This window comes from Streptomyces sp. TLI_171 (assembly GCF_003610255.1).
Lineage (GTDB): Bacteria > Actinomycetota > Actinomycetes > Streptomycetales > Streptomycetaceae > Kitasatospora.
The window spans coordinates 2,662,743-2,688,294 of the sequence record NZ_RAPS01000001.1 but is presented as its reverse complement, the minus strand read 5'-3'; the positions used below and the strand labels follow the sequence as shown (position 1 = coordinate 2,688,294).

20 protein-coding genes and 3 rRNA genes are annotated in these 25,552 nt (G+C 69.8%); 20 read left to right on the top strand and 3 right to left on the bottom strand.

All coding sequences use genetic code 11. The annotated features are described in order from the left end of the window. Window positions 1-368: 368 nt before the first annotated feature. From trpS to BX266_RS12125, 11 genes are all read left to right on the top strand, one after another. Window positions 369-1,430: a tryptophan--tRNA ligase gene (trpS, locus tag BX266_RS12170; RefSeq protein WP_099899285.1), complete on the top strand. Its 1,062-nt coding sequence runs from the start codon at window positions 369-371 to the stop codon at window positions 1,428-1,430. Window positions 1,431-1,660: 230 nt separating this feature from the next. Beyond that, window positions 1,661-2,590, top strand: a complete 930-nt coding sequence (locus BX266_RS12165) for an LD-carboxypeptidase (protein WP_099899283.1) — start codon at window positions 1,661-1,663, stop codon at window positions 2,588-2,590. A 10-nt stretch (window positions 2,591-2,600) separates the two neighbouring features. Beyond that, window positions 2,601-3,317 carry a nucleoside/nucleotide kinase family protein gene (locus BX266_RS12160; protein WP_099899281.1) on the top strand — a complete coding sequence of 239 codons (717 nt, stop codon included), beginning with the start codon at window positions 2,601-2,603 and terminating at the stop codon, window positions 3,315-3,317. A 501-nt stretch (window positions 3,318-3,818) separates the two neighbouring features. Continuing rightward, window positions 3,819-5,335 (top strand): 16S ribosomal RNA (locus tag BX266_RS12155). A gap of 280 nt (window positions 5,336-5,615) precedes the next feature. Further along, window positions 5,616-8,722, top strand: a 23S ribosomal RNA gene (locus tag BX266_RS12150). A gap of 65 nt (window positions 8,723-8,787) precedes the next feature. Next, a 5S ribosomal RNA gene (gene rrf, locus BX266_RS12145) occupies window positions 8,788-8,904 on the top strand. The 16S, 23S and 5S rRNA genes sit together here, the layout of an rRNA operon. A 113-nt stretch (window positions 8,905-9,017) precedes the next feature. Continuing rightward, window positions 9,018-9,725 (top strand): SigE family RNA polymerase sigma factor, encoded by a 708-nt coding sequence (locus BX266_RS12140; RefSeq protein ID WP_099899279.1) that lies wholly within the window; start codon window positions 9,018-9,020, stop codon window positions 9,723-9,725. Window positions 9,726-10,214: 489 nt separating this feature from the next. Further along, window positions 10,215-10,400 (top strand): hypothetical protein, encoded by a 186-nt coding sequence (locus tag BX266_RS38060; RefSeq protein ID WP_143686915.1) that lies wholly within the window; start codon window positions 10,215-10,217, stop codon window positions 10,398-10,400. 97 nt (window positions 10,401-10,497) lie between these two features. Then, window positions 10,498-10,890 carry a hypothetical protein gene (locus tag BX266_RS38055; protein ID WP_143686914.1) on the top strand — a complete coding sequence of 131 codons (393 nt, stop codon included), beginning with the start codon at window positions 10,498-10,500 and terminating at the stop codon, window positions 10,888-10,890. Between the two features lie 276 nt (window positions 10,891-11,166). Next, window positions 11,167-12,090, top strand: coding sequence for an ABC transporter ATP-binding protein (locus BX266_RS12130; RefSeq protein ID WP_399171267.1), 924 nt, complete (start codon window positions 11,167-11,169; stop codon window positions 12,088-12,090). An 8-nt stretch (window positions 12,091-12,098) separates the two neighbouring features. After that, window positions 12,099-12,764: an ABC transporter ATP-binding protein gene (locus BX266_RS12125; protein ID WP_259465085.1), complete on the top strand. Its 666-nt coding sequence runs from the start codon at window positions 12,099-12,101 to the stop codon at window positions 12,762-12,764. An 11-nt stretch (window positions 12,765-12,775) separates the two neighbouring features. Here BX266_RS12125 and BX266_RS12120 read toward each other — a convergent pair whose 3' ends face one another. Next, a complete protein-coding gene (locus tag BX266_RS12120) occupies window positions 12,776-13,606 on the bottom strand; it encodes a patatin-like phospholipase family protein (protein ID WP_099899273.1) in 831 nt (276 codons plus the stop codon). 129 nt (window positions 13,607-13,735) lie between these two features. Here BX266_RS12120 and BX266_RS12115 point away from each other — a divergent pair, with 129 nt between their 5' ends. The 4 genes from BX266_RS12115 to BX266_RS12100 all read left to right on the top strand — a co-directional run bounded on the left by BX266_RS12115 (window position 13,736) and on the right by BX266_RS12100 (window position 18,150). Beyond that, a complete protein-coding gene (locus BX266_RS12115; protein ID WP_099899271.1) occupies window positions 13,736-16,297 on the top strand; it encodes a sensor histidine kinase KdpD in 2,562 nt (853 codons plus the stop codon). Next, on the top strand, window positions 16,294-16,974 hold the full coding sequence (locus BX266_RS12110; RefSeq protein WP_099899269.1) for a response regulator: 681 nt from the start codon (window positions 16,294-16,296) through the stop codon (window positions 16,972-16,974). Before BX266_RS12115 ends, BX266_RS12110 begins: the two co-directional genes overlap by 4 nt. Window positions 16,975-17,038: 64 nt before the next feature. Further along, a complete protein-coding gene (locus tag BX266_RS12105; protein ID WP_099899267.1) occupies window positions 17,039-17,449 on the top strand; it encodes an OB-fold nucleic acid binding domain-containing protein in 411 nt (136 codons plus the stop codon). Continuing rightward, window positions 17,446-18,150, top strand: a complete 705-nt coding sequence (locus BX266_RS12100) for a DUF3159 domain-containing protein (RefSeq protein WP_180290465.1) — start codon at window positions 17,446-17,448, stop codon at window positions 18,148-18,150. Before BX266_RS12105 ends, BX266_RS12100 begins: the two co-directional genes overlap by 4 nt. 49 nt (window positions 18,151-18,199) lie before the next feature. Here the strand turns inward: BX266_RS12100 and BX266_RS12095 are convergent, their stop codons facing one another. Beyond that, window positions 18,200-18,856 (bottom strand): TrkA family potassium uptake protein, encoded by a 657-nt coding sequence (locus BX266_RS12095; protein WP_099899265.1) that lies wholly within the window; start codon window positions 18,854-18,856, stop codon window positions 18,200-18,202. Beyond that, window positions 18,856-19,524: a TrkA family potassium uptake protein gene (locus BX266_RS12090; protein WP_099899263.1), complete on the bottom strand. Its 669-nt coding sequence runs from the start codon at window positions 19,522-19,524 to the stop codon at window positions 18,856-18,858. The genes BX266_RS12095 and BX266_RS12090 overlap by 1 nt, the downstream gene beginning before the upstream one ends. Window positions 19,525-19,769: 245 nt before the next feature. On the opposite strand from BX266_RS12090, the gene BX266_RS12085 reads away from it, so the two are divergent. The 5 genes from BX266_RS12085 to BX266_RS12065 all read left to right on the top strand — a co-directional run bounded on the left by BX266_RS12085 (window position 19,770) and on the right by BX266_RS12065 (window position 25,520). Then, window positions 19,770-21,854, top strand: a complete 2,085-nt coding sequence (locus BX266_RS12085) for an APC family permease (protein ID WP_099899262.1) — start codon at window positions 19,770-19,772, stop codon at window positions 21,852-21,854. Window positions 21,855-22,383: 529 nt separating this feature from the next. Then, entirely contained in the window at window positions 22,384-23,700 is a 1,317-nt protein-coding gene (locus tag BX266_RS12080) for a class I SAM-dependent RNA methyltransferase (protein WP_099907730.1), read from the top strand. A 230-nt stretch (window positions 23,701-23,930) separates the two neighbouring features. After that, complete coding sequence (locus BX266_RS12075) at window positions 23,931-24,167, top strand: toxin-antitoxin system HicB family antitoxin (protein WP_014135783.1); 237 nt, start codon at window positions 23,931-23,933, stop codon at window positions 24,165-24,167. Next, window positions 24,164-24,577, top strand: a complete 414-nt coding sequence (locus BX266_RS12070; RefSeq protein WP_099899260.1) for a fic family toxin-antitoxin system, toxin component — start codon at window positions 24,164-24,166, stop codon at window positions 24,575-24,577. Before BX266_RS12075 ends, BX266_RS12070 begins: the two co-directional genes overlap by 4 nt. Window positions 24,578-24,689: 112 nt before the next feature. After that, complete coding sequence (locus tag BX266_RS12065; protein WP_099899258.1) at window positions 24,690-25,520, top strand: putative RNA methyltransferase; 831 nt, start codon at window positions 24,690-24,692, stop codon at window positions 25,518-25,520. Window positions 25,521-25,552: the final 32 nt, after the last annotated feature.

The following is a 25,552-nucleotide window of genomic DNA, read 5'->3' as shown; positions in this document are numbered from 1 at the left end:
GTACGGTCGGTCCGACGCGTTCTGGTCGAGCGCGGTCATGGCTGCACCCCTCCGGATTCTCGGCTCGCCCGATCCTGCACCACCGGCGCGCACCCGGCCAAGGGACGTACCCACACCCCCCGGTGGTTCCCACCGCCTACGCGCGTACCCGCCCACCCCCGCCGGACCGAAAACCGGTGTGCCGGCCGAAAGCGCGGAGCTAGGGTGGACGGCATGTCCCCCCTGTCATGCCTCAGCTGGTGGCCGTCCTAGGACGGCTCCCCACCCATGACTTCAGGGCCGTCCGCAAGGGCGGCCCCGGCGACAACCCAAGGACGGACCCGGGCTGCCGGCGGGCGGCGACCACCGCCACCGAGGAGAAACCCGCCATGACCGCCCCCGCCGAACCCACCGGCACGGACACCACCGCCGCAACCGCCGGCCCGGCCAACCCGCTGATCGCACCGACCGCCGCCGGGCACCGCCGGGTCCTGACCGGTGACCGACCGACCGGCCCGCTCCACCTCGGCCACTACTTCGGGACGCTCCGGAACCGGGTCCAACTCCAGTCACAAGGGCTGGAGTTGATGATCGTCGTTGCCGACTACCAGGTGATCACCGACCGGGACCGCCCCGACCGGCTCGCCGAACGCGCCGAGAACCTCGTCCTCGACTACCTGGCCGCCGGAGTCGACCCCGGACGGGCCACGATCTTCACCCACAGCGCCGTCCCGGCCCTCAACCAACTGCTGCTGCCGTTCCTCAGCCTGGTGAGCGTCGCCGAACTGTCCCGGAACCCCACAGTCAAGGACGAGATCGCCCACTCCCGGCAGTCCGCCGTCAGCGGGTTGATGTTCACCTACCCGGTCCACCAGGCCGCCGACCTGCTGTTCTGCAAGGCCGACCTGGTGCCGGTCGGCCAGGACCAACTGCCGCACCTGGAAGTCGCCCGCACCGTCGCCCGCCGCTTCAACGACCGCTACGGCACGCTGTTCCCCGAACCGCAGGCCCTGCTCTCCGACGCACCCCTGCTGCTCGGCACCGACGCCGGAAAGATGAGCAAGAGCAGGGGCAACGCCATCTCCCTCGGCGCCGACGGGGACGAGACCGCCCGGATGCTGCGCGGCGCCGTCACCGACCCCGACCGCCACATCGCCTACGACCCCGAGCACCGCCCCGGCGTCTCCAACCTGCTGCTGCTCACCGCCCTCTGCCAGGACCGGGACCCGCACCAGGTCGCCGAGGAGATCGGCGCCGGCGGAGCCGCGGCCCTCAAGCGCACCGCCACCGAAGCGGTCAACGAGTACTTCCGCCCGCTGCGCGCCCGCCGCGCCGAACTCGCCGCCGACCGAACCCTGCTGCGCGAGGTCCTGCACACCGGGAACGCCCGCGCCAACGAGATCGCCAACCGCACCCTCGCCGAAGTCCGGACCGCCATGGGCACGTTCTGACCCCGTCACCCACGGGCACGGCGGACGGCCCCGCTCCCCGGCGCGGGACCGTCCGCCGAGCCCGCACGCCTGACGGGCAGCCAGCCGGCCCACCGGGATGGGCCGTTGCCGCGCGGGGGATACCGTCAGCAGACGGAACAACTCTGCGGCACCCGCAGGAGCCCACCGTCCCCGCTGCCGCGCTCCCGCTCCCCGCTCCGAGAATTCTCCGCTGCAAGAAGGAGTACCCGATGCCCCTGCGCCCGCTCCGCCCCGGAGACCGGATCGCCCTCGCCGCCCCCAGCGGTGCCGTCGACCCCGCACGGCTCGCCCTCGGCATCGAGATCCTCCGCTCCTGGGACCTGGACGTGCAGGTCCTCCCGCACGTCCACGACACCCATCCCGCCCTGCCGTACCTGGCCGGCACCGACGCCCACCGGGCCGCCGACCTGCAGGCCGCCTGGCTGGACCCCGACATCGCCGCCGTCCTCTGCGTCCGCGGCGGATTCGGGGCCCATCGGATGGTCGACCTCCTGGACTGGGACGCCATGCGCACCGCACCGCCGAAACTGCTGGTCGGCTACAGCGACATCACCGTCCTGCACGAGGCCGTCGCCCAGCGCCTCGGCCTCCCCACCCTCTACGGTCCGATGCCCGGAGCCACCGTCTTCAGCACCGACGCCCCGACCGCCGAGCACCTGCGACGAACCCTCTTCGAGCCCGCCGCCACCACCGTCCTCACCGGCCCCGACGCCACCGCCCTCGTCCCCGGCCGGGCCCACGGCACCCTGATGGGCGGCTGCGCCTCGCTGCTCGCCGCCGACCGAGGCACCCCCGCCGCCCGCCGGACCTTCGCCGGCGGCCTGCTGGTCCTGGAGGACGTCAACGAGCAGCCGTACCAGCTCGACCGCATCCTCACCCAACTCCGACGCAGCGGAGCCCTAGAGGGAGTCGCCGGAGTGGTCCTCGGCTCCTGGGACGGCTGCGGCCCGCTCGACGGCGTACGGGCCGTGATGCTCGACCACTTCGGCGGCCTCGGCATCCCCGTCCTCTGGGAGCTCGGTTTCGGCCACTGCCCGTCCGCGATCACCGTCCCGCTCGGCGTCCCCGCCACCCTGGACGCGGACGCCGGCACCGTCACCCTCGACACTCCTGTTCTCACCGTCCCTACCGGCGCGTAGGGTGCGACCCATGCACGACGAAGGCACCCCCACCACCGCGTCCGCCACCGAGCAGTCCGATGCCGCAGCCCTCGCAGTGACCCGTGCACTCGCCCTGCTCCGCGGCCCCGGCAGCGGCACCGGACGAACCGTCCTCGGCCTGGTCGGGCCGCCCGCCGCCGGGAAGTCCACCCTCGCCCGCCTACTGGTCGACGAGATCAACCGCCACGAGGGCCCCGACACCGCGGCCTACCTCCCGCTCGACGGCTTCCACCTCTCCAACGCCCAGCTCGACCGCCTCGGCCTGCGCCCTCGCAAGGGCGCCCCCGAGACCTTCGACGCCCTCGGCTACCTCGCCCTCCTCGAGCGCGTCACCGCCGACCGCTTCCACGAGATCTACGCCCCCGACTTCGACCGCACGCTCGACGAGCCGATCGCCGCCCGCCACCTGATCCGCCCCCACACCCGGCTGATCGTGACCGAAGGCAACTACCTCGCCACGCCCGCCACCCCGTGGACGGACGCCCGGGCACTGCTGCGCGAACTCTGGTACGTCGACGCCGGCGAGCGCGTCCGCGACGCCCGGCTGCTGGCCCGCCACACCGCCGGCGGCCAGGACGAGGCGAGCGCCCGCCACCGGATCGACACCAACGACCGGCCCAACGCCGCCCAGGTCGAGACCACCCGCACGGCCTGCGACTGGGTGGTCCGTACGGACGAATTTGCATCCGCCTCCCGATCGGCGTAGTGTTCACTAGTCGCTCGGCAGGGAGCACCGGACACGTATCTGCGTGGACGGTCCCGGGGTGGCCAATCTCTGAGAACCAACCAGTTGATCCGTAGCGGGTCGCGTCCTTTCGCGTCTCCGTTCGTATTTGCTGTGCGTGTTTATCGGAGATTGCGGCCGATTCGCTTTTCGGAGCGGGGATCGGCTAGAGTTTGAAACGTCGGACGGGCCGTCAGGTCGCGGAAGACGAAAGCGAGTCGGGAAAGAGCACAAGCTCGGATCTGATAAGCTGGAAACACGAAAGAACGAAGCGCCCGGAGGGTCCGCAGGAATGCGGCTCGAAGGAAGCGTCCGTTCCTTGAGAACTCAACAGCGTGCCAAAAGTCAACGCCAGATATGTTGACATCCCCGGCCTCAGATTCTCTGGGGTTGGAGATTCCTTTTGAAGTAAAACACTAGCGAGGACGCAGTGCGCAGGGCCGCCTTATTCCGGTGGTTGCTGTGCCGCTCCCCGTGGAGACATTCACGGAGAGTTTGATCCTGGCTCAGGACGAACGCTGGCGGCGTGCTTAACACATGCAAGTCGAACGGTGAAGCCCTTCGGGGTGGATCAGTGGCGAACGGGTGAGTAACACGTGGGGAATCTGCCCTGAACTCTGGGACAAGCCTTGGAAACGAGGTCTAATACCGGATACGACCTTCTCCTGCATGGGGGTTGGTGGAAAGCTCCGGCGGTTCAGGATGATCCCGCGGCCTATCAGCTTGTTGGTGGGGTAATGGCCTACCAAGGCGACGACGGGTAGCCGGCCTGAGAGGGCGACCGGCCACACTGGGACTGAGACACGGCCCAGACTCCTACGGGAGGCAGCAGTGGGGAATATTGCACAATGGGCGAAAGCCTGATGCAGCGACGCCGCGTGAGGGATGACGGCCTTCGGGTTGTAAACCTCTTTCAGCAGGGAAGAAGCGCAAGTGACGGTACCTGCAGAAGAAGCACCGGCTAACTACGTGCCAGCAGCCGCGGTAATACGTAGGGTGCGAGCGTTGTCCGGAATTATTGGGCGTAAAGAGCTCGTAGGCGGCCTGTCGCGTCGGATGTGAAAGCCCGGGGCTTAACCCCGGGTCTGCATTCGATACGGGCAGGCTGGAGTGTGGTAGGGGAGATCGGAATTCCTGGTGTAGCGGTGAAATGCGCAGATATCAGGAGGAACACCGGTGGCGAAGGCGGATCTCTGGGCCATTACTGACGCTGAGGAGCGAAAGCGTGGGGAGCGAACAGGATTAGATACCCTGGTAGTCCACGCCGTAAACGTTGGGAACTAGGTGTTGGCGACATTCCACGTCGTCGGTGCCGCAGCTAACGCATTAAGTTCCCCGCCTGGGGAGTACGGCCGCAAGGCTAAAACTCAAAGGAATTGACGGGGGCCCGCACAAGCAGCGGAGCATGTGGCTTAATTCGACGCAACGCGAAGAACCTTACCAAGGCTTGACATACGCCGGAAACGTCTAGAGATAGGCGCCCCCTTGTGGTCGGTGTACAGGTGGTGCATGGTTGTCGTCAGCTCGTGTCGTGAGATGTTGGGTTAAGTCCCGCAACGAGCGCAACCCTTGTTCTGTGTTGCCAGCGAGTAATGTCGGGGACTCACAGGAGACTGCCGGGGTCAACTCGGAGGAAGGTGGGGACGACGTCAAATCATCATGCCCCTTATGTCTTGGGCTGCACACGTGCTACAATGGCCGGTACAAAGGGCTGCGATGCCGTGAGGCGGAGCGAATCCCAAAAAGCCGGTCTCAGTTCGGATTGGGGTCTGCAACTCGACCCCATGAAGTTGGAGTTGCTAGTAATCGCAGATCAGCATGCTGCGGTGAATACGTTCCCGGGCCTTGTACACACCGCCCGTCACGTCACGAAAGTCGGTAACACCCGAAGCCGGTGGCCTAACCCGTAAGGGGAGGAGCCGTCGAAGGTGGGACCAGCGATTGGGACGAAGTCGTAACAAGGTAGCCGTACCGGAAGGTGCGGCTGGATCACCTCCTTTCTAAGGAGCACATGGCCGGATGCGAGCGAATGTCTCGCACGGTTGCTCATGGGTGGAACGTTGACTATTCGGCACACACGGTGAAGACCGCTAGTACTGCCTTTCGGGGCGTGGAACGCGGTTCTGGGTCGGGTGTGTCGGGCACGTTGTTGGGTCCTGAGGGAACGAGTCTTCGTTGTCTCAGTGGTCGCCGGTCTCATGCGAGGCATTCCGGTTCGGGGTGTTGAGTTTGGGTGTCTGGTCGTTGTTTGAGAACTGCACAGTGGACGCGAGCATCTGTGGCCAAGTTTTTAAGGGCGCACGGTGGATGCCTTGGCACCAGGAACCGATGAAGGACGTGGGAGGCCGCGATAGGCCCCGGGGAGCTGTCAACCGAGCTTTGATCCGGGGGTGTCCGAATGGGGAAACCCGGCAGTCGTCATGGGCTGTCACCCATACCTGAACACATAGGGTATGTGGAGGGAACGCGGGGAAGTGAAACATCTCAGTACCCGCAGGAAGAGAAAACAACCGTGATTCCGGGAGTAGTGGCGAGCGAAACCGGATGAGGCTAAACCTGAGTGGTGTGAGACCCGGCAGGGGTTGCCACTTGGGGGTCGTGGGAGTGAGCTTGATCGGTCTGCCGGCCGGTCGGCGAGTCAGAAACCGTATGGGTAGTCGAAGGACATGCGAAAGGTCCGGCGTAGAGGGTAAGACCCCCGTAGACGAAATCTGTACGGCTTGCTTGCTCATTTCCCAAGTAGCACGGGGCCCGAGAAATCCCGTGTGAATCTGGCGGGACCACCCGCTAAGCCTAAATATTCCCTGGTGACCGATAGCGGATAGTACCGTGAGGGAATGGTGAAAAGTACCGCGGGAGCGGAGTGAAATAGTACCTGAAACCGTGTGCCTACAAGCCGTGGGGGCAGTCTTCGGACTGTGACTGCGTGCCTTTTGAAGAATGAGCCTGCGAGTTTGCGGTGTGTAGCGAGGTTAACCCGTGTGGGGTAGCCGTAGCGAAAGCGAGTCCGAATAGGGCGCCCATAGTTGCATGCCCAAGACCCGAAGCGGAGTGATCTAGCCATGGGCAGGTTGAAGCGCGGGTAAGACCGTGTGGAGGACCGAACCCACCAGGGTTGAAAACCTGGGGGATGACCTGTGGTTAGGGGTGAAAGGCCAATCAAACTCCGTGATAGCTGGTTCTCCCCGAAATGCATTTAGGTGCAGCGTCGCGTGTTTCTTGCCGGAGGTAGAGCACTGGATAGGCGATGGGCCTTACCGGGTTACTGACCTTAGCCAAACTCCGAATGCCGGTAAGTGAGAGCGCGGCAGTGAGACTGTGGGGGATAAGCTCCATGGTCGAGAGGGAAACAGCCCAGAACACCGACTAAGGTCCCTAAGCGTGTGCTAAGTGGGAAAGGATGTGGAGTCGCAGAGACAACCAGGAGGTTGGCTTAGAAGCAGCCACCCTTGAAAGAGTGCGTAATAGCTCACTGGTCAAGTGATTCCGCGCCGACAATGTAGCGGGGCTCAAGCACATCACCGAAGTCGTGTCATTGCAGCAATACTCCCAACGGAGGCTGTGATGGGTAGGGGAGCGTCGTGTGCCGGGTGAAGCAGCCGAGGAATCGAGTTGTGGACGGTTCACGAGTGAGAATGCAGGCATGAGTAGCGATACAAGAGTGGGAAACTCTTGCGCCGATTGACCAAGGGTTCCTGGGTCAAGCTGATCTGCCCAGGGTAAGTCGGGACCTAAGGCGAGGCCGACAGGCGTAGTCGATGGACAACGGGTTGATATTCCCGTACCCGCTTTGAAGCGCCAACGTCGAACCAGGTGATGCTAAGGCCGTGAAGCCGGCCCGGAGTCTTCGGACAAAGGGACGTGGTGGAGCCGCCGACCCAAGCCTGTAGTAGGTGAGCGATGGGGTGACGCAGGAAGGTAGTCCAGCCCGGGCGGTGGTAGTCCCGGGGTAAGGGTGTAGGCCGTGGGGTAGGCAAATCCGCCTCACATTAAGGCTGAGACCTGATGCCGAGCCGATTGTGGTGAAGTGGATGATCCTATGCTGTCGAGAAAAGCCTCTAGCGAGTTTCATGGCGGCCCGTACCCCAAACCGACTCAGGTGGTCAGGTAGAGAATACCGAGGCGTTCGGGTGAACTGTGGTTAAGGAACTCGGCAAAATGCCCCCGTAACTTCGGGAGAAGGGGGGCCATTGCTGGTGAGGGGACTTGCTCCCTGAGCTGGTGGTGGCCGCAGAGACCAGCGAGAAGCGACTGTTTACTAAAAACACAGGTCCGTGCGAAGCCGTAAGGCGATGTATACGGACTGACGCCTGCCCGGTGCTGGAACGTTAAGGGGACCGGTTAGTCACGATTCGTCGTGGCGAAGCTGAGAACTTAAGCGCCAGTAAACGGCGGTGGTAACTATAACCATCCTAAGGTAGCGAAATTCCTTGTCGGGTAAGTTCCGACCTGCACGAATGGCGTAACGACTTCTCGACTGTCTCAACCACAGGCCCGGTGAAATTGCATTACGAGTAAAGATGCTCGTTTCGCGCAGCAGGACGGAAAGACCCCGGGACCTTTACTATAGCTTGATATTGGTGTTCGGTTCGGCTTGTGTAGGATAGGTGGGAGACTTTGAAGCCGTGACGCCAGTCATGGTGGAGTCGACGTTGAAATACCACTCTGGTCGTGCTGGATGTCTAACCTGGGTCCGTGATCCGGATCAGGGACAGTGTCTGGTGGGTAGTTTAACTGGGGCGGTTGCCTCCTAAAGAGTAACGGAGGCGCCCAAAGGTTCCCTCAGCCTGGTTGGCAATCAGGTGTTGAGTGTAAGTGCACAAGGGAGCTTGACTGTGAGACTGACGGGTCGAGCAGGTACGAAAGTAGGGACTAGTGATCCGGCGGTGGCTTGTGGAAGCGCCGTCGCTCAACGGATAAAAGGTACCCCGGGGATAACAGGCTGATCTTCCCCAAGAGTCCATATCGACGGGATGGTTTGGCACCTCGATGTCGGCTCGTCGCATCCTGGGGCTGGAGTAGGTCCCAAGGGTTGGGCTGTTCGCCCATTAAAGCGGTACGCGAGCTGGGTTTAGAACGTCGTGAGACAGTTCGGTCCCTATCCGCTGTGCGCGTAGGAGTGTTGAGAAGGGCTGTCCCTAGTACGAGAGGACCGGGACGGACGAACCTCTGGTGTGCCAGTTGTCCTGCCAAGGGCATGGCTGGTTGGCTACGTTCGGGAGGGATAACCGCTGAAAGCATCTAAGCGGGAAGCCTGCTTCGAGATGAGCACTCCCACCTCCTTGAGAGGGTAAGGCTCCCAGTAGACGACTGGGTTGATAGGCCGGATATGGAAGCCCTGTAAGGGGTGGAGTTGACCGGTACTAATAGGCCGAGGGCTTGTCCTCAGTTGCTCGCGTCCACTGTGTTGTTCTGAAACAACGACCCACTCCGGTGGATAGTTTCATAGTGTTTCGGTGGTCATAGCGTGAGGGAAACGCCCGGTTACATTCCGAACCCGGAAGCTAAGCCTCATAGCGCCGATGGTACTGCAGGGGGGACCCTGTGGGAGAGTAGGACGCCGCCGAACAATCATTCAGAGAAAGCCCCCTGACGGGATGTCAGGGGGCTTTCTCGCGTTTCCCGAACGGCGGGCGGGCGGAGTGTTGCCGGGTCGATCGGTGCACGGCACACTGTGGCGTCATGGTCGTGGAGCAGGGCGAGGGGGCCGGCAGTAGTACCGGTCGGGGCGGCGACGACTTTCGGGCGTTCTACGAGGCGACGTACGGCCAACTGGTGGCGCACCTGTATGCGCTGACGGGTGATCTGGGTGAGGCGCAGGATGCCGCCCAGGAGGCGTTCGTTCGGGCCTGGAACCACTGGGGGCGGCTGGTGGCGCACGAGAATCCGGTGGCGTGGGTCCGGCTGACGGGGCAGCGGATCGCGATCAGCCGGTGGCGGCGGGCCCGGACGGCGTTGCAGAGCTGGATCCGGCACGGGGATGCGCAGCTGCCGGTTCCGGGGCCGGGGCCCGAGACGGTGGCGTTGGTGGAGGCGTTGCGGCAGTTGCCGGAGACGCAGCGGTCGGCGTTGGTGTGGCACCACATGGGGGGTCGTTCGGTGGCGGAGATCGCCGCGGACGAGGGGGTGCCGGTGGGGACGGTGAAGGCGCGGCTGCATCGGGGGCGGCAGGCGTTGGCGGCGTTGTTGGGGGAAGGGCCGGCGGTGGTCGTCGAAGAGCCGCTGGTCGCGCCGCTGCGGCCGGTTCGCGCGGCTGCCGCGGGAGGGCGGGTGGTGGGTGCGGGGGAGCAGCGGGTGTCGGCGGGCGGCAGCGGTGACGGGGAGCCGGTGGCGGTGGAGTTGACGGAGGCTCGGGTCCGGGTGGCAGAGGACGGGGGTTCGCGTGTCTAGGGCCGAGGTGGAGGAGGAGGATCGTCCGGCGATCGGGGTTGCCCGGTTGGAGGCGATGTTCGACGGGTTGCGGCGCGAGGTGGTCCTGGGCGTTCCGGTGCCGGTGAGCGCGGAGGTGGTGCGGCGCGGGGTGCGTCGCCGTCGGCGTCGGGTGTGTTCGGTCGCGGGCGTCGGGGTGGTGGGCGTCGCGTTGGTCTGGTCGGGGCTGTCGCTGGTGCCGCCGTCGTCCGGTCACGGGGCCGCGGGGCCGGCGGTGTCGAGGACTGCGGGGCCGTCGCCGTCCGCGGTGTCGGCGGACCTGGTGGTGCCGGAGCCGCGGCTGTCGTCGTCGCCGTCGGTGGACCCGTCGGCGGGGTCGGCGAGTCCGTGGCCGAGTGGATCGGCCGGTGCGGGGTGGGCGCCGCTGCCGTTGGGATCGGCCGATCCTGAGGTGCGGGCGCTGGTGCTGGACGTGTCGCGGTTGCCGAGCGTGCTGGGCGGCTACGGCCCGTGGACGGTGGCGCCGGCGCCGAGCGCCGCGGGCCCGGGTACCGCAAGCGTTGGTGCGGCGGCACCGACCGCGACGACCCCGAGCGGCCCCACCCCGAGCGGCCCGACCCCGAGTGGGACGGCTCCGAGCAGGTCCGCTCCGAGTGGGACGGTTCCGAGCGCGAAGGGGGCGACGTCGACCGCTGAGGGCGCGGGCACGGCGACGGCCGGGACCAGCGGCGCGGCGCCGACGGCCGGCGGTCTGCCGGCGGAGGCGTTCGCGGAGGGCTGCGTCCCGGGCCTGGTGCGGACGGCGGGCGCGGAGCTGGTGTGGGCGGAGACGTACGCGGACGGCGGGGACGTGGAGGCGACGGCCCGTCAGTACGTCCTGCGGTTCGGGTCGGCGGAGGCCGCGGGGCTCGCGGGCGCGCGGCTGTTGGCGGGTGGGGAGTGCGTGGCGCCGGGCGGGGGGTGGACGGTGGAGCAGCAGGTCGGCAGCGCGGTGGCGTTGGGGGTGCGGCAGCCGCAGGCGTTCGCGGAGGAGGCGGTGGTGCATGTCAGCGGTTCGATGGTGGCGGTGCTGACGGTGCGTCGGGTCGGGCGGGGGGTGTCGCCGGCGGCCGGTCTGTCGGATCCGTTCCGGGTGTCGGCGGCGGAGTTCCTGGCGCTGGGGGAGCCGGTGTCGAAGACGGGGTGAGGCCGGGTCGGGGCCGGCCGCGGAGGGCGGTCGGGACCGCGTTCGGGCCGGTTCGAAAAAGTCCGGATGTTGATGCAACCCGGCCGGTTCGGGACGCGTTGGAGTGTTGAGGCCGACGCCGTGTGGGGGTCGGTCAACCGGGGGAGCGTCCGGTCGGCCGGTCGGGGCAGAACAGGGGACTGCCCCGCCCGCCCGGCCGGACGTCGGCTCCCGGATCGCAGGCCGTGGAGAGCCGTGGTGCTCGGGCCGGAGGGGTTTGCTGTGGGGGCTGAGGCCGTGCAGGTCGTACCGGATCTCGACGAGTTGCGCAGGCGCGCCGCCGCCGCGGGGCCGCCGCCCGCGGAGGGCATGGTGGTGTGCGAGAACGTGGTGCGGATCCACCGGTCCGAGGGGGTCGAGGTGCAGGCCCTGCAGGGGCTCGATCTGACCGTGGAGGAAGGCGAGTTGATCGCGGTGGTCGGCGCCTCGGGTTCGGGGAAGTCGACGCTGCTGGGGATCCTCGCCGGGCTGGACGTGCCGACGGCGGGCAGTGCCCGGGTGGCGGGTCATGACCTGCTGGCGATGGGGAAGCGCGAGCGCCTGGACTTCCGCCGCCGGACGGTGGGGTTCGTCTGGCAGCAGACGGCGCGCAACCTGTTGCCGTACCTGACGGCGCTGGAGAACGTGATGCTGCCGATGGGGTACGCCGGGGTGCCGCGGCGGGACCGGCGGCGGCAGGCGACGGAGCTGCTGGGGCTGCTGGGGATCGCGCACCTCGCGGGTCGTCGTCCGGCGGAGATGTCGGGCGGTGAGCAGCAGCGGGTGGCGATCGCGGTGGCGAACGCGAACTCGCCGGCGCTGCTGCTGGCGGACGAGCCGACGGGCGAGCTGGACAGTGCGACCAGCGAGGAGATCTTCGCCGCGCTGCGGTCGGTGAACGAGGAGTTGGGGGTGACGGTGTTGATCGTCACCCATGACCTTATGGTTGCGCAGGAAGTGCGCCGGACCGTGCGGATCCGCAACGGGCGGACCTCGACGGAGGTGCTGCGCCCGGAGCGGGGCGAGCCTGGGGTGGAGTACGCGGTGCTGGACCGGGTCGGCCGGTTGCAGTTGCCGCAGGACTTCACCGAGGCGTTGGGGCTCAGCCGCCGAGTGCGGCTGGCGTTGGAAGAGGACCACATCGGAGTGTGGCGGGCCGAGGAGTCGGAGGTGCGCGGGTGAGCGGTGCGATGGTGGTCGTGGAGGAGGTGCACCGGACCTTCGGTGCGGGCGACCGGGCGGTGCACGCGGTGCGCGGGGTGTCGTTCACGGCGCGGGCCGGGGAGTTGACGGCGCTGCGCGGCCGGTCGGGTTCCGGCAAGACGACGCTGCTGAACCTGGTGGGCGGGCTGGACACGCCGTCCGCGGGGAAGATCAGCATCGCGGGGACGGACCTGGCGGGCCTGGACGAGGCGGGCCGGCTGGAGCTGCGGCGGGACCGGATCGGTTTCGTGTTCCAGTCCTTCGGCCTGATCTCGGTGCTGACGGCGGCGGAGAACGTCGGGGTGCCGATGCGGCTGCGCCGGGTGGCGGTCAAGGAGCGCGAGGAGCGGGTGCGCACGCTGCTGGCGATGGTGGGTCTGGCGGACCACGCGGAGCAGCGGCCGACCGAGATGTCGGGTGGTCAGCAGCAGCGGGTCGCGGTGGCGCGGGCGTTGGCGAACGAGCCGGCGCTGCTGATCGCGGACGAGCCGACCGGACAGCTGGACTCGGACACCGGCCTGGCGATCATGCAGTTGCTGCGGGCGGTGGTGCGCAGTGAGGGCGTGACGGCGCTGGTGGCGACGCACGACCCGCAGCTGATGGAACTCGCGGACCGGGTCCTCGAGCTGCGGGACGGCAGGATCGTCGAGTAGCGGGCGGGGCGTCAGTCGGTCCAGAGTTCGCGGACCTGGTCGGCGATCCGTCGGCCCTGGGCCAGGCCGGCTTCGGCGGCGGGGGTGCGGACGGCGGTGTCGAGCGGGTTGATGCCGAAGGCGGCCCGGGAGTCCTCGTCGGGGGTGACGGCGAGGACCCTTCCGGTGGCTTCGAGGGTTTGCAGCTCGGCGGCGAGGAAGGGATCGGTCATCGGGGCGAGGACCAGGACGGTCTGCTGACCGGTCATCAGGTCGGCGTTGTTGGAGCTGCGGATGCCGCCGTCCATGTAGCGGCGGCCGTCGATCTCGACGGGGGGCCAGATGCCGGGGACGGCGCAGCTGGCGGCGACGGCGTCGACGAGGGTGACTCCGCTGTGGCGGTCGAAGGTGCGGGGTTCGCCGGTGTCGGCGTCCACGGCGGTGAGGGTGAGCGGCCAGGCGGGCCACTCGTGAGCGGGGAGGCGGCCGGCGATGACGGCGTGGCGTTCGGCGGCGGGGACGGTGTCGGCGTCGAGGGCGAGCCGGCCGATGCGGCGGCGCAGTTCGGCCGGGTCGGTGATCTCGGCGAGCAGTTTCTCGATGGTCTCGAAGAGGGCGCCGAGGGCTTCGGCGGGCGGGACGATCTCGTGGTTCTGCCGGGCGGGGTCGGTCTGCCGCCGGTAGAGCTCGGCGAGCGGGAGGCCGGAGGCGAGCTGGCCGGCGACGGTCGATCCGGCGGAGGTGCCGAGGATGTGGTCGGCGGTGCCGGGGACGTCCAGGCCGGTTTCGGCGAGGCCGTGGAGCAGGCCGGTCTGCCAGGCGATGCCGGCGAGGCCGCCGCCGCCGAGCACGAGTCCGCGCATGATGGTTCCCCCTCGAAGTGATCGGTACGTTCGGCATTCTGGCGCAATGGCCGTCAAGAAGTTGACAATTCTTCAGGAGAACCCATCTGATCAGCGGATATTGCGATCAGAGGGCTTAGTCTCGGAGCCATGGTGCACTCGGCCCGCGGCAGACTGCGGATCTACCTCGGGGCGGCCCCGGGCGTCGGCAAGACCTACGCCATGCTCGCCGAGGCGCACCGCCGCACCGCCCGCGGCGCGGACGTGGTGGTCGCCTTCGTCGAGACCCACGGCCGGGCCCGCACCGCCGAACTGCTGGACGGCCTGGAGGCCGTCCCGCGCCGCACCCTGGCGTACCGCGGCGCCGAGTTCACCGAGCTCGACCTGGACGCCCTGCTGGCGCGCGACCCGGCCGTGGCGCTGGTCGACGAGCTGGCCCACACCAACGTGCCGGGCTCGCGCAACGCCAAGCGCTGGCAGGACGTGGAGGAACTGCTGGCGGCCGGGATCGACGTCATCTCCACCGTCAACATCCAGCACCTGGAGTCCCTCGGCGACGTGGTCGAGGGCATCACCGGCGTCCGGCAGCGGGAGACCGTCCCGGACGAGGTGGTGCGCCGCGCCGACCAGATCGAGCTGGTCGACATGTCCCCGCAGGCGCTGCGCCGCCGGCTGGCGCACGGCAACGTGTACGCCCCGGAGAAGGTGGACGCGGCGCTCGCGCACTACTTCCGGCCCGGCAACCTGACGGCGCTGCGCGAACTGGCGCTGCTGTGGACGGCCGACCGGGTCGACGAGTACCTGCAGCGCTACCGGGCCGAGCAGGGCATCCAGGGCACCTGGCAGGCCCGCGAGCGGATCGTGGTCGGCCTGACCGGCGGCCCGGAGGGCGCCACGCTGATCCGCCGGGCCGCCAGGATCGCGGCCCGGGCGAGCGCCGGCGAGCTGCTGGCCGTGCACATCTCGCGCTCCGACGGGCTGTCCGGCTCCTCCCCGCAGGCGCTGATCGAGCAGCGCGCCCTGGTGGAGAGCCTCGGCGGCACCTTCCACAGCGTGCTCGGCGACGACCCGGCGGCCGGGCTGCTGGACTTCGCGCGCGGGGTGAACGCCACCCAGATCGTGATCGGCACCAGCCGCCGCAAGGTCTGGCAGTACCTGTACGGGCCGGGCGTCGGCTACACCGTGACCCGGGACTCCGGTGACATCGACGTCCACATGGTCAACCACGAGCACGCGGCGCGCGGCCGCGGCCGGATCCCGATCCGCAAGGTCACCGACCTGGGCCGGACCAGGACGGTGGCGGGCTGGCTGATCGGCGTGGCCGGGCCGCCGCTGCTGGCGCTGGCGCTCAGCCGGTTCGACGGCCCGGGCCTGCCCACCGACATGCTGCTGTTCCTGTCGCTGACGGTGTGCGCGGCGCTGGTCGGCGGGCTGTTCCCGGCCATAGCGTCCGCGCTGGTGTCCTCCTCGGCGCTCAACTACTACTTCGCGCCGCCCATCCACACCTTCACCATCGCGGAGCCGCAGAACATCGTGGCGGTGGCGATCTTCGCCGCGGTCGGCATCGCGGTCGCCACCGTGGTCGACCTGGCCGCCCGGCGCAGCCACCAGGCGGCCCGCGCCCAGGCCGAGGCGCAGACCCTGTCCGCGCTGGCCGGCACGGTGCTGCGCGGCGCGCCCACGGGGGAGGGCGTGTTGACGGCCCTGCTGGAGCAGGTCCGGGAGACCTTCCAGCAGGAGGCGGTGGCGCTGCTGGAGCGCACCGACCCGCACGGTCCGTGGCAGGCCGCCGCGTCGGCCGGCCCTCGTCCGCCGGCCGGGCCCGAGCAGGCCGACGTGGACGTGCCGGTCGGCGAGCGGCTGGCGCTGGTGCTGCGCGGCCGGGTGCTGCCCGCCGAGGACCGCCGGATGCTGGGCGCGTTCGCCAACCAGGCCGCCGTCCTGCTGGAGCGCCGCCGGCTGGCCGGGGAGGCCGCGGCCGCCCGCCGGGAGGCCGAGGGCAACCGGATCCGCACCGCGCTGCTCGCCGCCGTCTCGCACGACCTGCGCACCCCGCTGGCCGGGATCAAGGCCTCGGTCACCTCGCTGCGCGCGGAGGACGTCGAGTGGGATCCGGAGGACGAGGCCGAACTGCTGGCCGGCATCGAGTCCGGCGCGGACCGGCTCGATCACCTGATCAACAACCTGCTGGACATGAGCCGCCTGCAGACCGGCACCGTCACGCCGCTGCTGCAGCCCACCGATCTGGACGAGGTGGTGCCGTTCGCGCTCGGCGGCGTCCCGCCCGGCAGCGTCCGGCTGGACGTCGCCGAGTCGCTGCCGATGGTGCGGGCCGACGCGGGGCTGCTGGAGCGGGTGCTGGCCAACCTGGTGGAGAACGCCGTCAAGTACGGTCCGGCCGGTACCCCCGTGCTGGTGAAGGCGGACCTGCTGCCGTCGGCCGGCCGGGTCGAGCTGCGCGTCGTCGACCGCGGCCCCGGCGTCCCCGAGGAGGCCCGGGAGCGGATCTTCGCCCCCTTCCAGCGCTACGGCGACGCCCCGCGCGGCACCGGCGTGGGCCTCGGCCTGGCCGTGGCGCGCGGCTTCGCCGAGGCGATGGGCGGCGCCGTCACCGCCGAGGACACCCCCGGCGGCGGACTGACCATGGTGGTGTCGCTGCCCGCCGTGGACCTGCACGAGCACACCGACAACGGAAAGGCCGGTCCCGCATGACCCGGGTCCTGGTGGTGGACGACGAACCGCAGATCGTCCGCGCCCTGGTGATCAACCTCAAGGCCCGCAAGTACGAGGTGGACGCCGCGCACGACGGCGCGAGCGCCCTGGAGCTGGCCGCCGCCCGGCACCCCGACGTGGTGGTGCTCGACCTGGGCCTGCCCGACATGGACGGCGTCGAGGTGATCCGCGGCCTGCGCGGCTGGACCAGGGTGCCGATCATCGTGCTGTCCGCCCGGCACGCCTCGGACGAGAAGGTCGAGGCGCTGGACGCCGGCGCCGACGACTACGTCACCAAGCCGTTCGGCATGGACGAGCTGCTCGCCCGGATGCGCGCCGCCGTCCGCCGGGCCGAGCCGGTCACCGCCGAGGGCGAGTCGGTGATCGCCACCGACAGCTTCACCGTCGACCTGGCCGCGAAGAAGGTCAACCGGCAGGGCGCGGACGTCCGGCTCACCCCCACCGAGTGGCACCTGCTGGAGGTGCTGGTGCGCAACTCCGGCCGGCTGGTCAGCCAGACCCAGCTGCTGCAGGAGGTGTGGGGGCCCGCCTACCGCAAGGAGACCAACTACCTGCGGGTCTACCTGGCGCAGCTGCGCCGGAAGCTGGAGGCCGACCCCTCGCACCCGCGGCACTTCATCACCGAACCCGGCATGGGCTACCGCTTCGAGCCGTGACCGACCGGCGGCGGCGGACCTGTGGCTCTGCCGTCGGGTCCCGGCGAACCGGTACCCTTCCGGCATGAGTGGTGACAACATCGGCGACCAGCCGCAGGGCCGTTTCCGCCGCATGCTGAGCCGGCTGACCTCCTCCTCGGAGGAGCTGGAGGCCGAGGAGCTGCGGCAGGACACCGCCGAGGCGGGCTGTACCCCGATCGCCTCCTGCGGCGACCGCGAGGTGGTCACCGTCACCGGCACCCTGCGCACCGTCACGCTCCGCCCGCGCGCGGGGGTCCCCGCGCTGGAGGCCGAGCTGTTCGACGGGACGGAGGCGCTGGACGTGGTGTGGCTGGGCCGTCGCTCGATCGTGGGAATCGAGCCGGGCCGGCGCCTGATCGCCAGCGGCCGGATCAGCCATGCACGCGGGCGCCGCGTGCTCTTCAACCCCCGCTACGAGCTGCGTCCGGTGGGACACGGGAGCGAGTCCGCGTGAGCAACGAGGCGATTCGGGTGACCGCGAACGACCCGCAGGACGACGAGCGGGACGCCTCCCGGGAGGCGGCCGACACGGTGATGAGCGCCTTCGGCGGGGTCCGCGGGATGGTCGACATCACGCTGCCCGGCCTGGTGTACATCATCACCTTCAACATCACCCACAAGGTGGCGGCGTCCGCCTGGGCGGCGCTCGGCCTGTGCGCGGTGCTGGTGGTGGCCCGGCTGCTGCGGCGGGAGACCCTGAAGCACGCCTTCTCGGGCGTGTTCGGCGTGGCGATCAGCGCCTGGTTCGCGATGAAGACCGGCAAGGCCGAGGACTTCTACCTGCCGGGCCTGCTGTGGAGCGTCGGCTACTGCGCGGCCCTGGCGGTGTCCGCGCTGGTGCGCTGGCCGATGATCGGCCTGATGCTCGGCCCGATCACCGGTGAGATGTTCACCTGGCGCAAGCAGAACCCGGGCCGGCTGGCCGCGTACACCAAGGCGACCTGGGCCTGGGTGGTGATCATGGGTCTCAAGCCGGCGATCCTGTTCCCGCTGTACTTCACCCACAACGTCAACCTGCTGGGCTGGGTCAAGGTCGCGCTCGGCATCCCGCCGCTGCTGCTGGCGATGTACGTCACCTGGCAGATCCTGCTGACGGCGCCGCCGCCGATCAAGGCGGTCTTCGACGACGAGGACCCGGACGAGCCGGAGAAGTGACGACGAAGGGCCCGCGCGGGAAGCGCGGGCCCTTCTGCGTGGTGCGGGATCAGCCGGCCAGCAGCGTCTCCAGCTCCTCCTCGCGCTCCTGGGCGGCGACGAACAGCAGCTCGTCGCCGGCCTCCAGGGTGTCGTTGCCGCCGGGGACCAGCACCCGGCCCTCGCGGATGATGGTGACCAGCGCGGTGTCCACCGGCCAGGCCACGTCGCCGACCCGGGTGCCGACCAGGTCGGTGTCGGCGGCCAGGGTGAGCTCGACCAGGTTGGCGTTGCCCTGCGAGAAGCGCATCAGGCGGACCAGGTCGCCGACGCTCACCGCCTCCTCGACCAGCGCCGACATCAGGCGCGGGGTGGAGACCGCGACGTCCACGCCCCAGGACTCGTTGTAGAGCCACTCGTTCTTCGGGTTGTTCACCCGGGCGACCACCCGGGGCACCCCGTACTCGGTCTTGGCGAGCAGCGACACCACCAGGTTGACCTTGTCGTCACCGGTGGCGGCGATCACCACGTGGCAGCGCTGCAGCGCGGCCTCGTCCAGCGAGGTGATCTCGCAGGCGTCGGCGAGCAGCCACTCCGCCAGCGGGACCCGCTCCACCGAGATGGAGTTGGGGTTCTTGTCGATCAGCAGGACCTCGTGGCCGTTCTCCAGCAGCTCTCCGGCGATGGAACGGCCGACGGCACCGGCTCCGGCGATTGCGACGCGCATCAGTGACCAGCCTCCTCGGGGCCCTTGGCGAAGGCCGCCTCGACCGCGGTCAGTTCGTTGCGGCGCAGCATCACGTGCACCAGGTCGCCTTCCTGCACCACCATCTGCGCGGTGGGCAGCACGCCCTCGCCGACCCGGGTGACGAACGCCACCCTGACCCCGGCGGCGGCCTCCAGGTCGGACAGCCGGTGGCCGATCCAGGCGGGGGCGAACGCGACCTCGGCGAGCTGGACGGCGCCCGACGGGTCCTGCCAGACCGGCTCGGCGCCGCTCGGCAGCAGCCGGCGCAGCATCTGGTCGGCGGTCCAGCGGACGGTGGCGACGGTCGGGATGCCCAGCCGCTGGTAGACCTCGGCGCGGCGCGGGTCGTAGATGCGGGCCGCGACGTGCTCGACGCCGAAGTTCTCGCGGGCCACCCGGGCCGCGATGATGTTCGAGTTGTCACCGCTGGAGACGGCGGCGAACGCGCCGGCCTCCTCGATGCCCGCTTCCTTCAGGGTGTCCTGGTCGAAGCCGACGCCGGTGACCCGGCGGCCGTTGAAGCCCGCGCCGAGCCGGCGGAAGGCGGTCGGGTCCTGGTCGATGACCGCGACCGAATGGCCTTGTTTCTCGAGCGTTCTGGCCAGGGCGGAGCCGACGCGTCCGCAGCCCATGATGACGATGTGCACGCGCCTACCTCACCCGGTCCGTTGGGGTCATGACCTGCGTAAACACCGCTCATCGTCCTTCCGTGCCCCCGATTTCGGGGGCCACCTGTCGGCCGCGCCTGTGATCCGACGCGAGGGGCAACTCGGTGTTGCCCGCTAACCCTTATTCCGACACGCTAGCCGGTCCGCCGAACACAGTCGCGAGCAAGGTGGCCCCGCGAGGCATCGGGTGCCACCGGTAGCCCTTACGATTCCTTGCTGTGCCTATGCCTGCTGACCTACCGAAACGCATCCTGATCGGGCGTGCGCTGCGCAGCGACAAGCTGGGGGAGACGCTGCTCCCCAAGCGGATCGCGCTGCCGGTGTTCGCCTCGGACGCGCTCTCCTCCGTCGCGTACGCGCCCGAGGAGATCCTGCTCACGCTGTCGCTGGCCGGCGCGTCGGCGATCCACTTCTCGTGGCAGATCGGCCTCGTGGTCGCCGTCGTGATGCTCGCGGTGGTCGCCTCGTACCGGCAGAACGTCCACGCGTACCCGAGCGGCGGTGGCGACTACGAGGTCGCCACCGTCAACCACGGGCCGAACTCCGGCCTGGTGGTGGCGAGTGCGCTGATGGTCGACTACATCCTCACGGTGGCGGTGTCGACGACCTCCGGCGTGGCCAACGTGGTGTCCGCGGTGCCCGCGCTGCGCGGGCACGAGATGGCCCTGTCGGTGTTCCTGGTCATCCTGCTGATGGGCATGAACCTGCGCGGGGTGCGGGAGTCCGGCAGCGCGTTCGCCGTCCCGACGTACGCCTTCATGGTCGGCGTGCTCGGCATGGTGGTGTACGGCCTGGTGCGGCACTTCGGCTTCGGGGCGTCGATGCCCGCGGAGAGCGCGGCGTACCACCTGGAGTCGACGCCCGGGAACAGCTCGCTGGCCGGGTTCGCCCTGGTCTTCCTGCTGCTGAAGGCGTTCTCCTCCGGCTGTGCGGCGCTGACCGGTGTGGAGGCGATCTCCAACGGCGTGCCGGCGTTCCGGAAGCCGAAGAGCAAGAACGCGGCGACCACGCTGCTGATGATGGCGACCATCGCCGTCACGATGTTCATGGGCATCATCTACCTGGCTCATCTGACGGGCACCCAGATGGCGGAGAACCCGACCGAGCAGCTGATCGGCGCGCCCGCGGACTACCACCAGAAGACCGTGCTGGCGCAGATCTCCGAGGCGGTGTTCTCCAACTTCACCCCGGGCTTCTACTTCATCGCGGCCACCACCGGCCTGATCCTGGTGCTGGCCGCCAACACCGCCTTCAACGGCTTCCCGGTGCTCGGCTCGATCCTCGCCCAGGACCGCTACCTGCCCCGCCAGCTGCACACCCGCGGCGACCGGCTGGCCTTCTCCAACGGCATCGTGCTGCTGGCCGGCGCGGCGGTGCTGTTCATCGTGGCGTTCGGCGCCGACCCGAACCGGCTGATCCAGCTGTACATCGTCGGCGTCTTCGTGGCCTTCAACATGAGCCAGTCCGGCATGATCCGGCACTGGACCCGGCTGCTGAGGACCGAGACCGACCCGAAGAAGCGCGCCCACATGCAGCGCAGCCGGGCGATCAACACCTTCGGCCTGGTGATGACCATGGCCGTGCTGATCGTGGTGCTCGCCACCAAGATCAGCCATGCCTGGATCGCCATCGCCCTGATGGTGGTGCTGTTCGTGATGATGAAGGCGATCCGCCGCCACTACGACCGGGTCAGCACCGAACTGAAGGCCGCCGAGGAGCCGGACGACGTCGCCCCGCCGACCCGGGTGCACGCCATCGTGCTGGTCTCCAAGCTGCACAAGCCCGCCCTGCGCGCCCTCGCCTATGCCCGCCTCGCCCGGGCGCACACCCTGGAGGCCGTCACCGTCAACGTCGACCCGGTCGACACCGCGGCGCTGCGGCAGGAGTGGGACGAGCGCGGCATCGACGTCCCGCTGAAGGTCCTCGACTCGCCGTACCGCGAGGTCACCGGCCCGGTCCTGGAGTACGTGAAGAACCTGCGCCGCTCCAGCCCGCGCGACGTGGTCGCGGTGTACATCCCGGAGTACGTGGTCGGCCACTGGTACGAGCACCTGCTGCACAACCAGAGCGCGCTGCGGCTCAAGGGACGTCTGCTGTTCAAGCCCGGAGTGATGGTGACCTCCGTACCCTGGCAGTTGGAGTCCTCGGAGCGGCGCAAGGCCCCCAAGGCGTGGTCCGCGCCCGGCGCGGTGCGCCGCGGCGAGCCGCGGCGGCAGACGGTTCCGGCCGCCGAGCCGACCGCCGGGTCCTCCGGCGGGCCGTCCACCGGGGACGGTCCGGGCGGTCAGGACGCCGCGCCGCGCGACTGAGCGGGCAGCCCGTCCGGCCTCCGAATGGCCTTCAATGGGCCCGTGGCGGATCGAATCCGGTCCGCCACGGGCCGCCGTGTTTGACCCTGTCCCCCACCCGCCCGTGTTCCGCCCCCGCCGCTCGTCTCGCGTAAGGAAGCGCCCCGTGACCCGCAACAACCCGCCCCGCTCCTCCGGTCGCCAGGGCCGCCCCGGCCGCACGTCCGGCGCCAAGCCCGGGCAGGTGGCGCACCCGCGCTGGAGCAGCCGGCCCAGCCGGCCCGAGGCCACCGACCGCGAGGGCAACACCGCGCGCAGCCTGCCGCCGGTGCCGGGCGAGCAGCGTCCGGCCGCGAAGCGGGCGACCGCCGCGCCCGGGAAGAACGCCGCGCCCGGAAAGACCCCGCGGACGGACCGGGCCGGCAAGGCGAACACGGCGGAGGGGGCGGCCAAGGGGCCGGACGCCGCGAAGGGGGCGAAGCCGGCCCGGCAGGGGCGCAAGCCCGGGGCGGTGCGCCCGCCCAAGGCGGTGCGGCCCACCCAGCCCGTGATGCGCCAGCCGTCCGGGGACCCGCTGATCGGCGAGCGCTACGAGGTCGAGGTCGGGCCGGTCGCGCACGGCGGGCACTGCGTGGCCCGGCACGAGGGCCGGGTGCTGTTCGTCCGGCACGCGCTGCCCGGCGAGCGGGTGGTGGCCCTGGTGACCGAGGGCACCACCACCTCCCGGTACCTGCGGGCCGACGCGGTGGAGGTGCTGGAGGCCGCCAAGGACCGGATCGAGGCGCCCTGCCCGTTCTCCGGGCCCGGGCGCTGCGGCGGCTGCGACTGGCAGCACGTCAGCCCCGGCGGGCAGCGCAAGCTCAAGTCCGCGGTCCTCACCGAGCAGCTCGCCAAATTGGCCGGCCTCACCCCCGAGGAGGCCCGCTGGGACGGCTCGGTGGAGCCGGTCGGCGGCAAGCTCCCCGCGGGCGAGGTCCCGGCCTGGCGCACCCGCGTGCAGTACGCGGTCGACGAGGAGGGCACGGCCGGCCTGCGCAAGCACCGCTCGCACGACGTCCAGCCGATCGACCGCTGCCTGATCGCCGCGCCCGGCGTCGCCGAGCTCGGCGTCGAGTCGCGGGACTGGACGGGAGTCGCCTCCGTCGAGGCGATCGCCGCGTCCGGCTCCTCGGACCGGCAGGTGATCCTGCGGCCGCGGCCCGGCGAGCAGCTGCCGCTGGTCGAACTCGACCGGGAGACCTCGATCGCCCGGATCGACGAGCAGGACCTGTTCCACCGCGTCCACGGCCGCACCTTCGTCCGCGAGCGGGCCGTCGGGCGCACCTGGCGGGTCTCCAACGGCGGTTTCTGGCAGATCCACCCGGAGGCCCCGGACACGCTGGTCGACGCGGTGCTGACCGGGCTCGACCCGCAGTGGGGCGAGAACGCGCTCGACCTGTACTGCGGCGTCGGCCTGTTCGCGGGCGCGCTCGCCGAACGCGTCGGCGAGGACGGCGCGGTGCTGGGCATCGAGTCCGGCAAGCAGGCCGTCGCCGACGCCCGCCACAACCTGGCGGCGCTGGAGAACGTCCGGATCGAGTGCGACAAGGTCGAGACCCTGCTGCCCCGCACCGGCATCACCTCGACCGACCTGATCGTCCTCGACCCGCCCCGGGCCGGCGCCGGCCGCGACACCGTCGCCCACATCTGCTCCCTGGAGGCCCGCCGCATCGCCTACGTCGCCTGCGACCCCGCCGCCCTCTCCCGCGACCTCGCCTTCTTCCGCACCGGCGGCTACCGCCCGGTCTCGCTGCGCGCCTTCGACCTGTTCCCGATGACCCACCACTTCGAGTGCGTGGCCATCCTGGAGCCGGTCGCGCAGCCGTAGCCGACACACCGTCAACACACGGGCGCGGGAAGCCTTCCCGCGCCCGTGCGGCGTTTCCGGGACCGGTTCGCAGGAGGGACGGTTCAGGGTGATCAAGCCCGCCGGGGCGTAGCGGCCGGATCGAGACGCTTGGCCGGTTTTCGCGGGGGCGTGAGCGGACAGGGTGGGGGAGTGGGGGAGCGGCCGGTTTGCGCTCTTGTTGTGCTAGCACCTCGGCGCTAGCGTGAAGTATGGCCAAGAAGCAGCTGAACGTCAGGGTGGACGCGACCACCGCCGAGATGGCCCGCGAGCGGGCGGAGCAGCAGGGGATCAGCATGAACCAGTACATCGAACGGCTGGTGCAGCAGGACATGGGCGAGGCGGGGCGCAACTTCGTCGACGCGGCGGCCCAGTTCATGAAGGAGCACGAGGCGGTGTTCCTCGCCGAGTTCGGATCGCCCAGCGAACTCCAGGACGTGCGCCGTTGAAACTTGAGGTCGACCTCTCGTGGCTGCTCATGACCGCCGAGCAGTACACGCCCGGTGACCCGCAGGTCACCGACTACGGATCGCTGCTGGCGGCGATCACCAGGCACCAGGCCGAGATCTTCGACATCGCGGTCTACCCCGAGCCGCAGGACCGGGCGGCGGCGCTGATGCACCAGCTGATCCGGGTCCCCGCGCTGGAGCGCAACAACGAGCTGTTCGCCACCGCCGTGGCCTACGCGTACCTGGTGGCGAGCGGCTGCCGGGTGGCGACCACCGCGCGCGAGGTGCGCAGCCTGGCCCGGGCGATCCGGGAGGGCAAGCTCGGCATCACCGGGGTGGCGGAGCGCCTCGCGATGTGGGTGGTCGACGAGACGGAGGAGGAGGAAGTCGGCGACGACGGCGAGGAGTGAGCCGCCGCCGGGTGACGCGCGGTCAGGGGCCGGGAGAGCGACGAGGCGTCCGTGGTCGGGATACCCTCGACGTTCCCCCGGCCCCTGATGATTCCCCGAGGACACCACCGAGTTGCTGCAGGACATCGAGCCCTACCTGGTCTGCCCGCACTGCGCCCGCCCGCTCGCGCTGGACGGCCGCACCCTGCGCTGCCCGGAGGGACACAGCTTCGACCAGGCCAAGCAGGGCTACGTGAGCCTGCTGGCGGGGGACGCCAAGGCCGGCACCGCCGACACCGCGGAGATGGTCGCCGCCCGCAGCGGGTTCCTGGCGGCCGGCCACTACCGCCTGCTGGAGCGGGCGCTCGCGGCGGCCGCGACCGGAACCCCGGCGGAGAGCGGTCTGGTGGCCGACCTCGGCGCCGGCACCGGCCACTACCTGGCCCGGGTGCTGGAGGCCCGGCCGGGGGCGGCGGGCGCGGCCCTGGACCTGTCCAAGTTCGCGCTGCGGCGCGCCGCGAAGGCGCACCCGAGGATCGGCGCGGTGGCGTGCGACGCGTGGCGCCCGCTGCCGCTGCGGGACGGCGCGGCGGACGTGCTGCTGAACGTGTTCGCGCCGCGCAACGGGCCGGAGATGCGCCGGGTGCTGCGCCCGGGCGGACGGCTGCTGGTGGCGGCCCCGACCTCGCGCCATCTGCGCGAGCTGGTGGGCGCGTTGGGCCTGCTGTCGGTGGACGAGGACAAGGACCGCCGGATCGAGGAGAAGCTCGGCCCGTGGTTCACGCCGGTGGAGCGCACCGAGGTGGAGTTCGCGCTGCGGCTGTCCCGGGCGGACGCCGCCGCCGTGGTGGGGATGGGCCCGAGCGCCTGGCACACCGACCCGGCCGTGCTGGCCGCCGCCCTGGACGCGCTGCCGGAACCGGTGGAGGTCACCGGCTCGGTACGGATCACCGCCTACGAGTGACACGCCGGCACGAGACCCGGGACGGTTGGGAC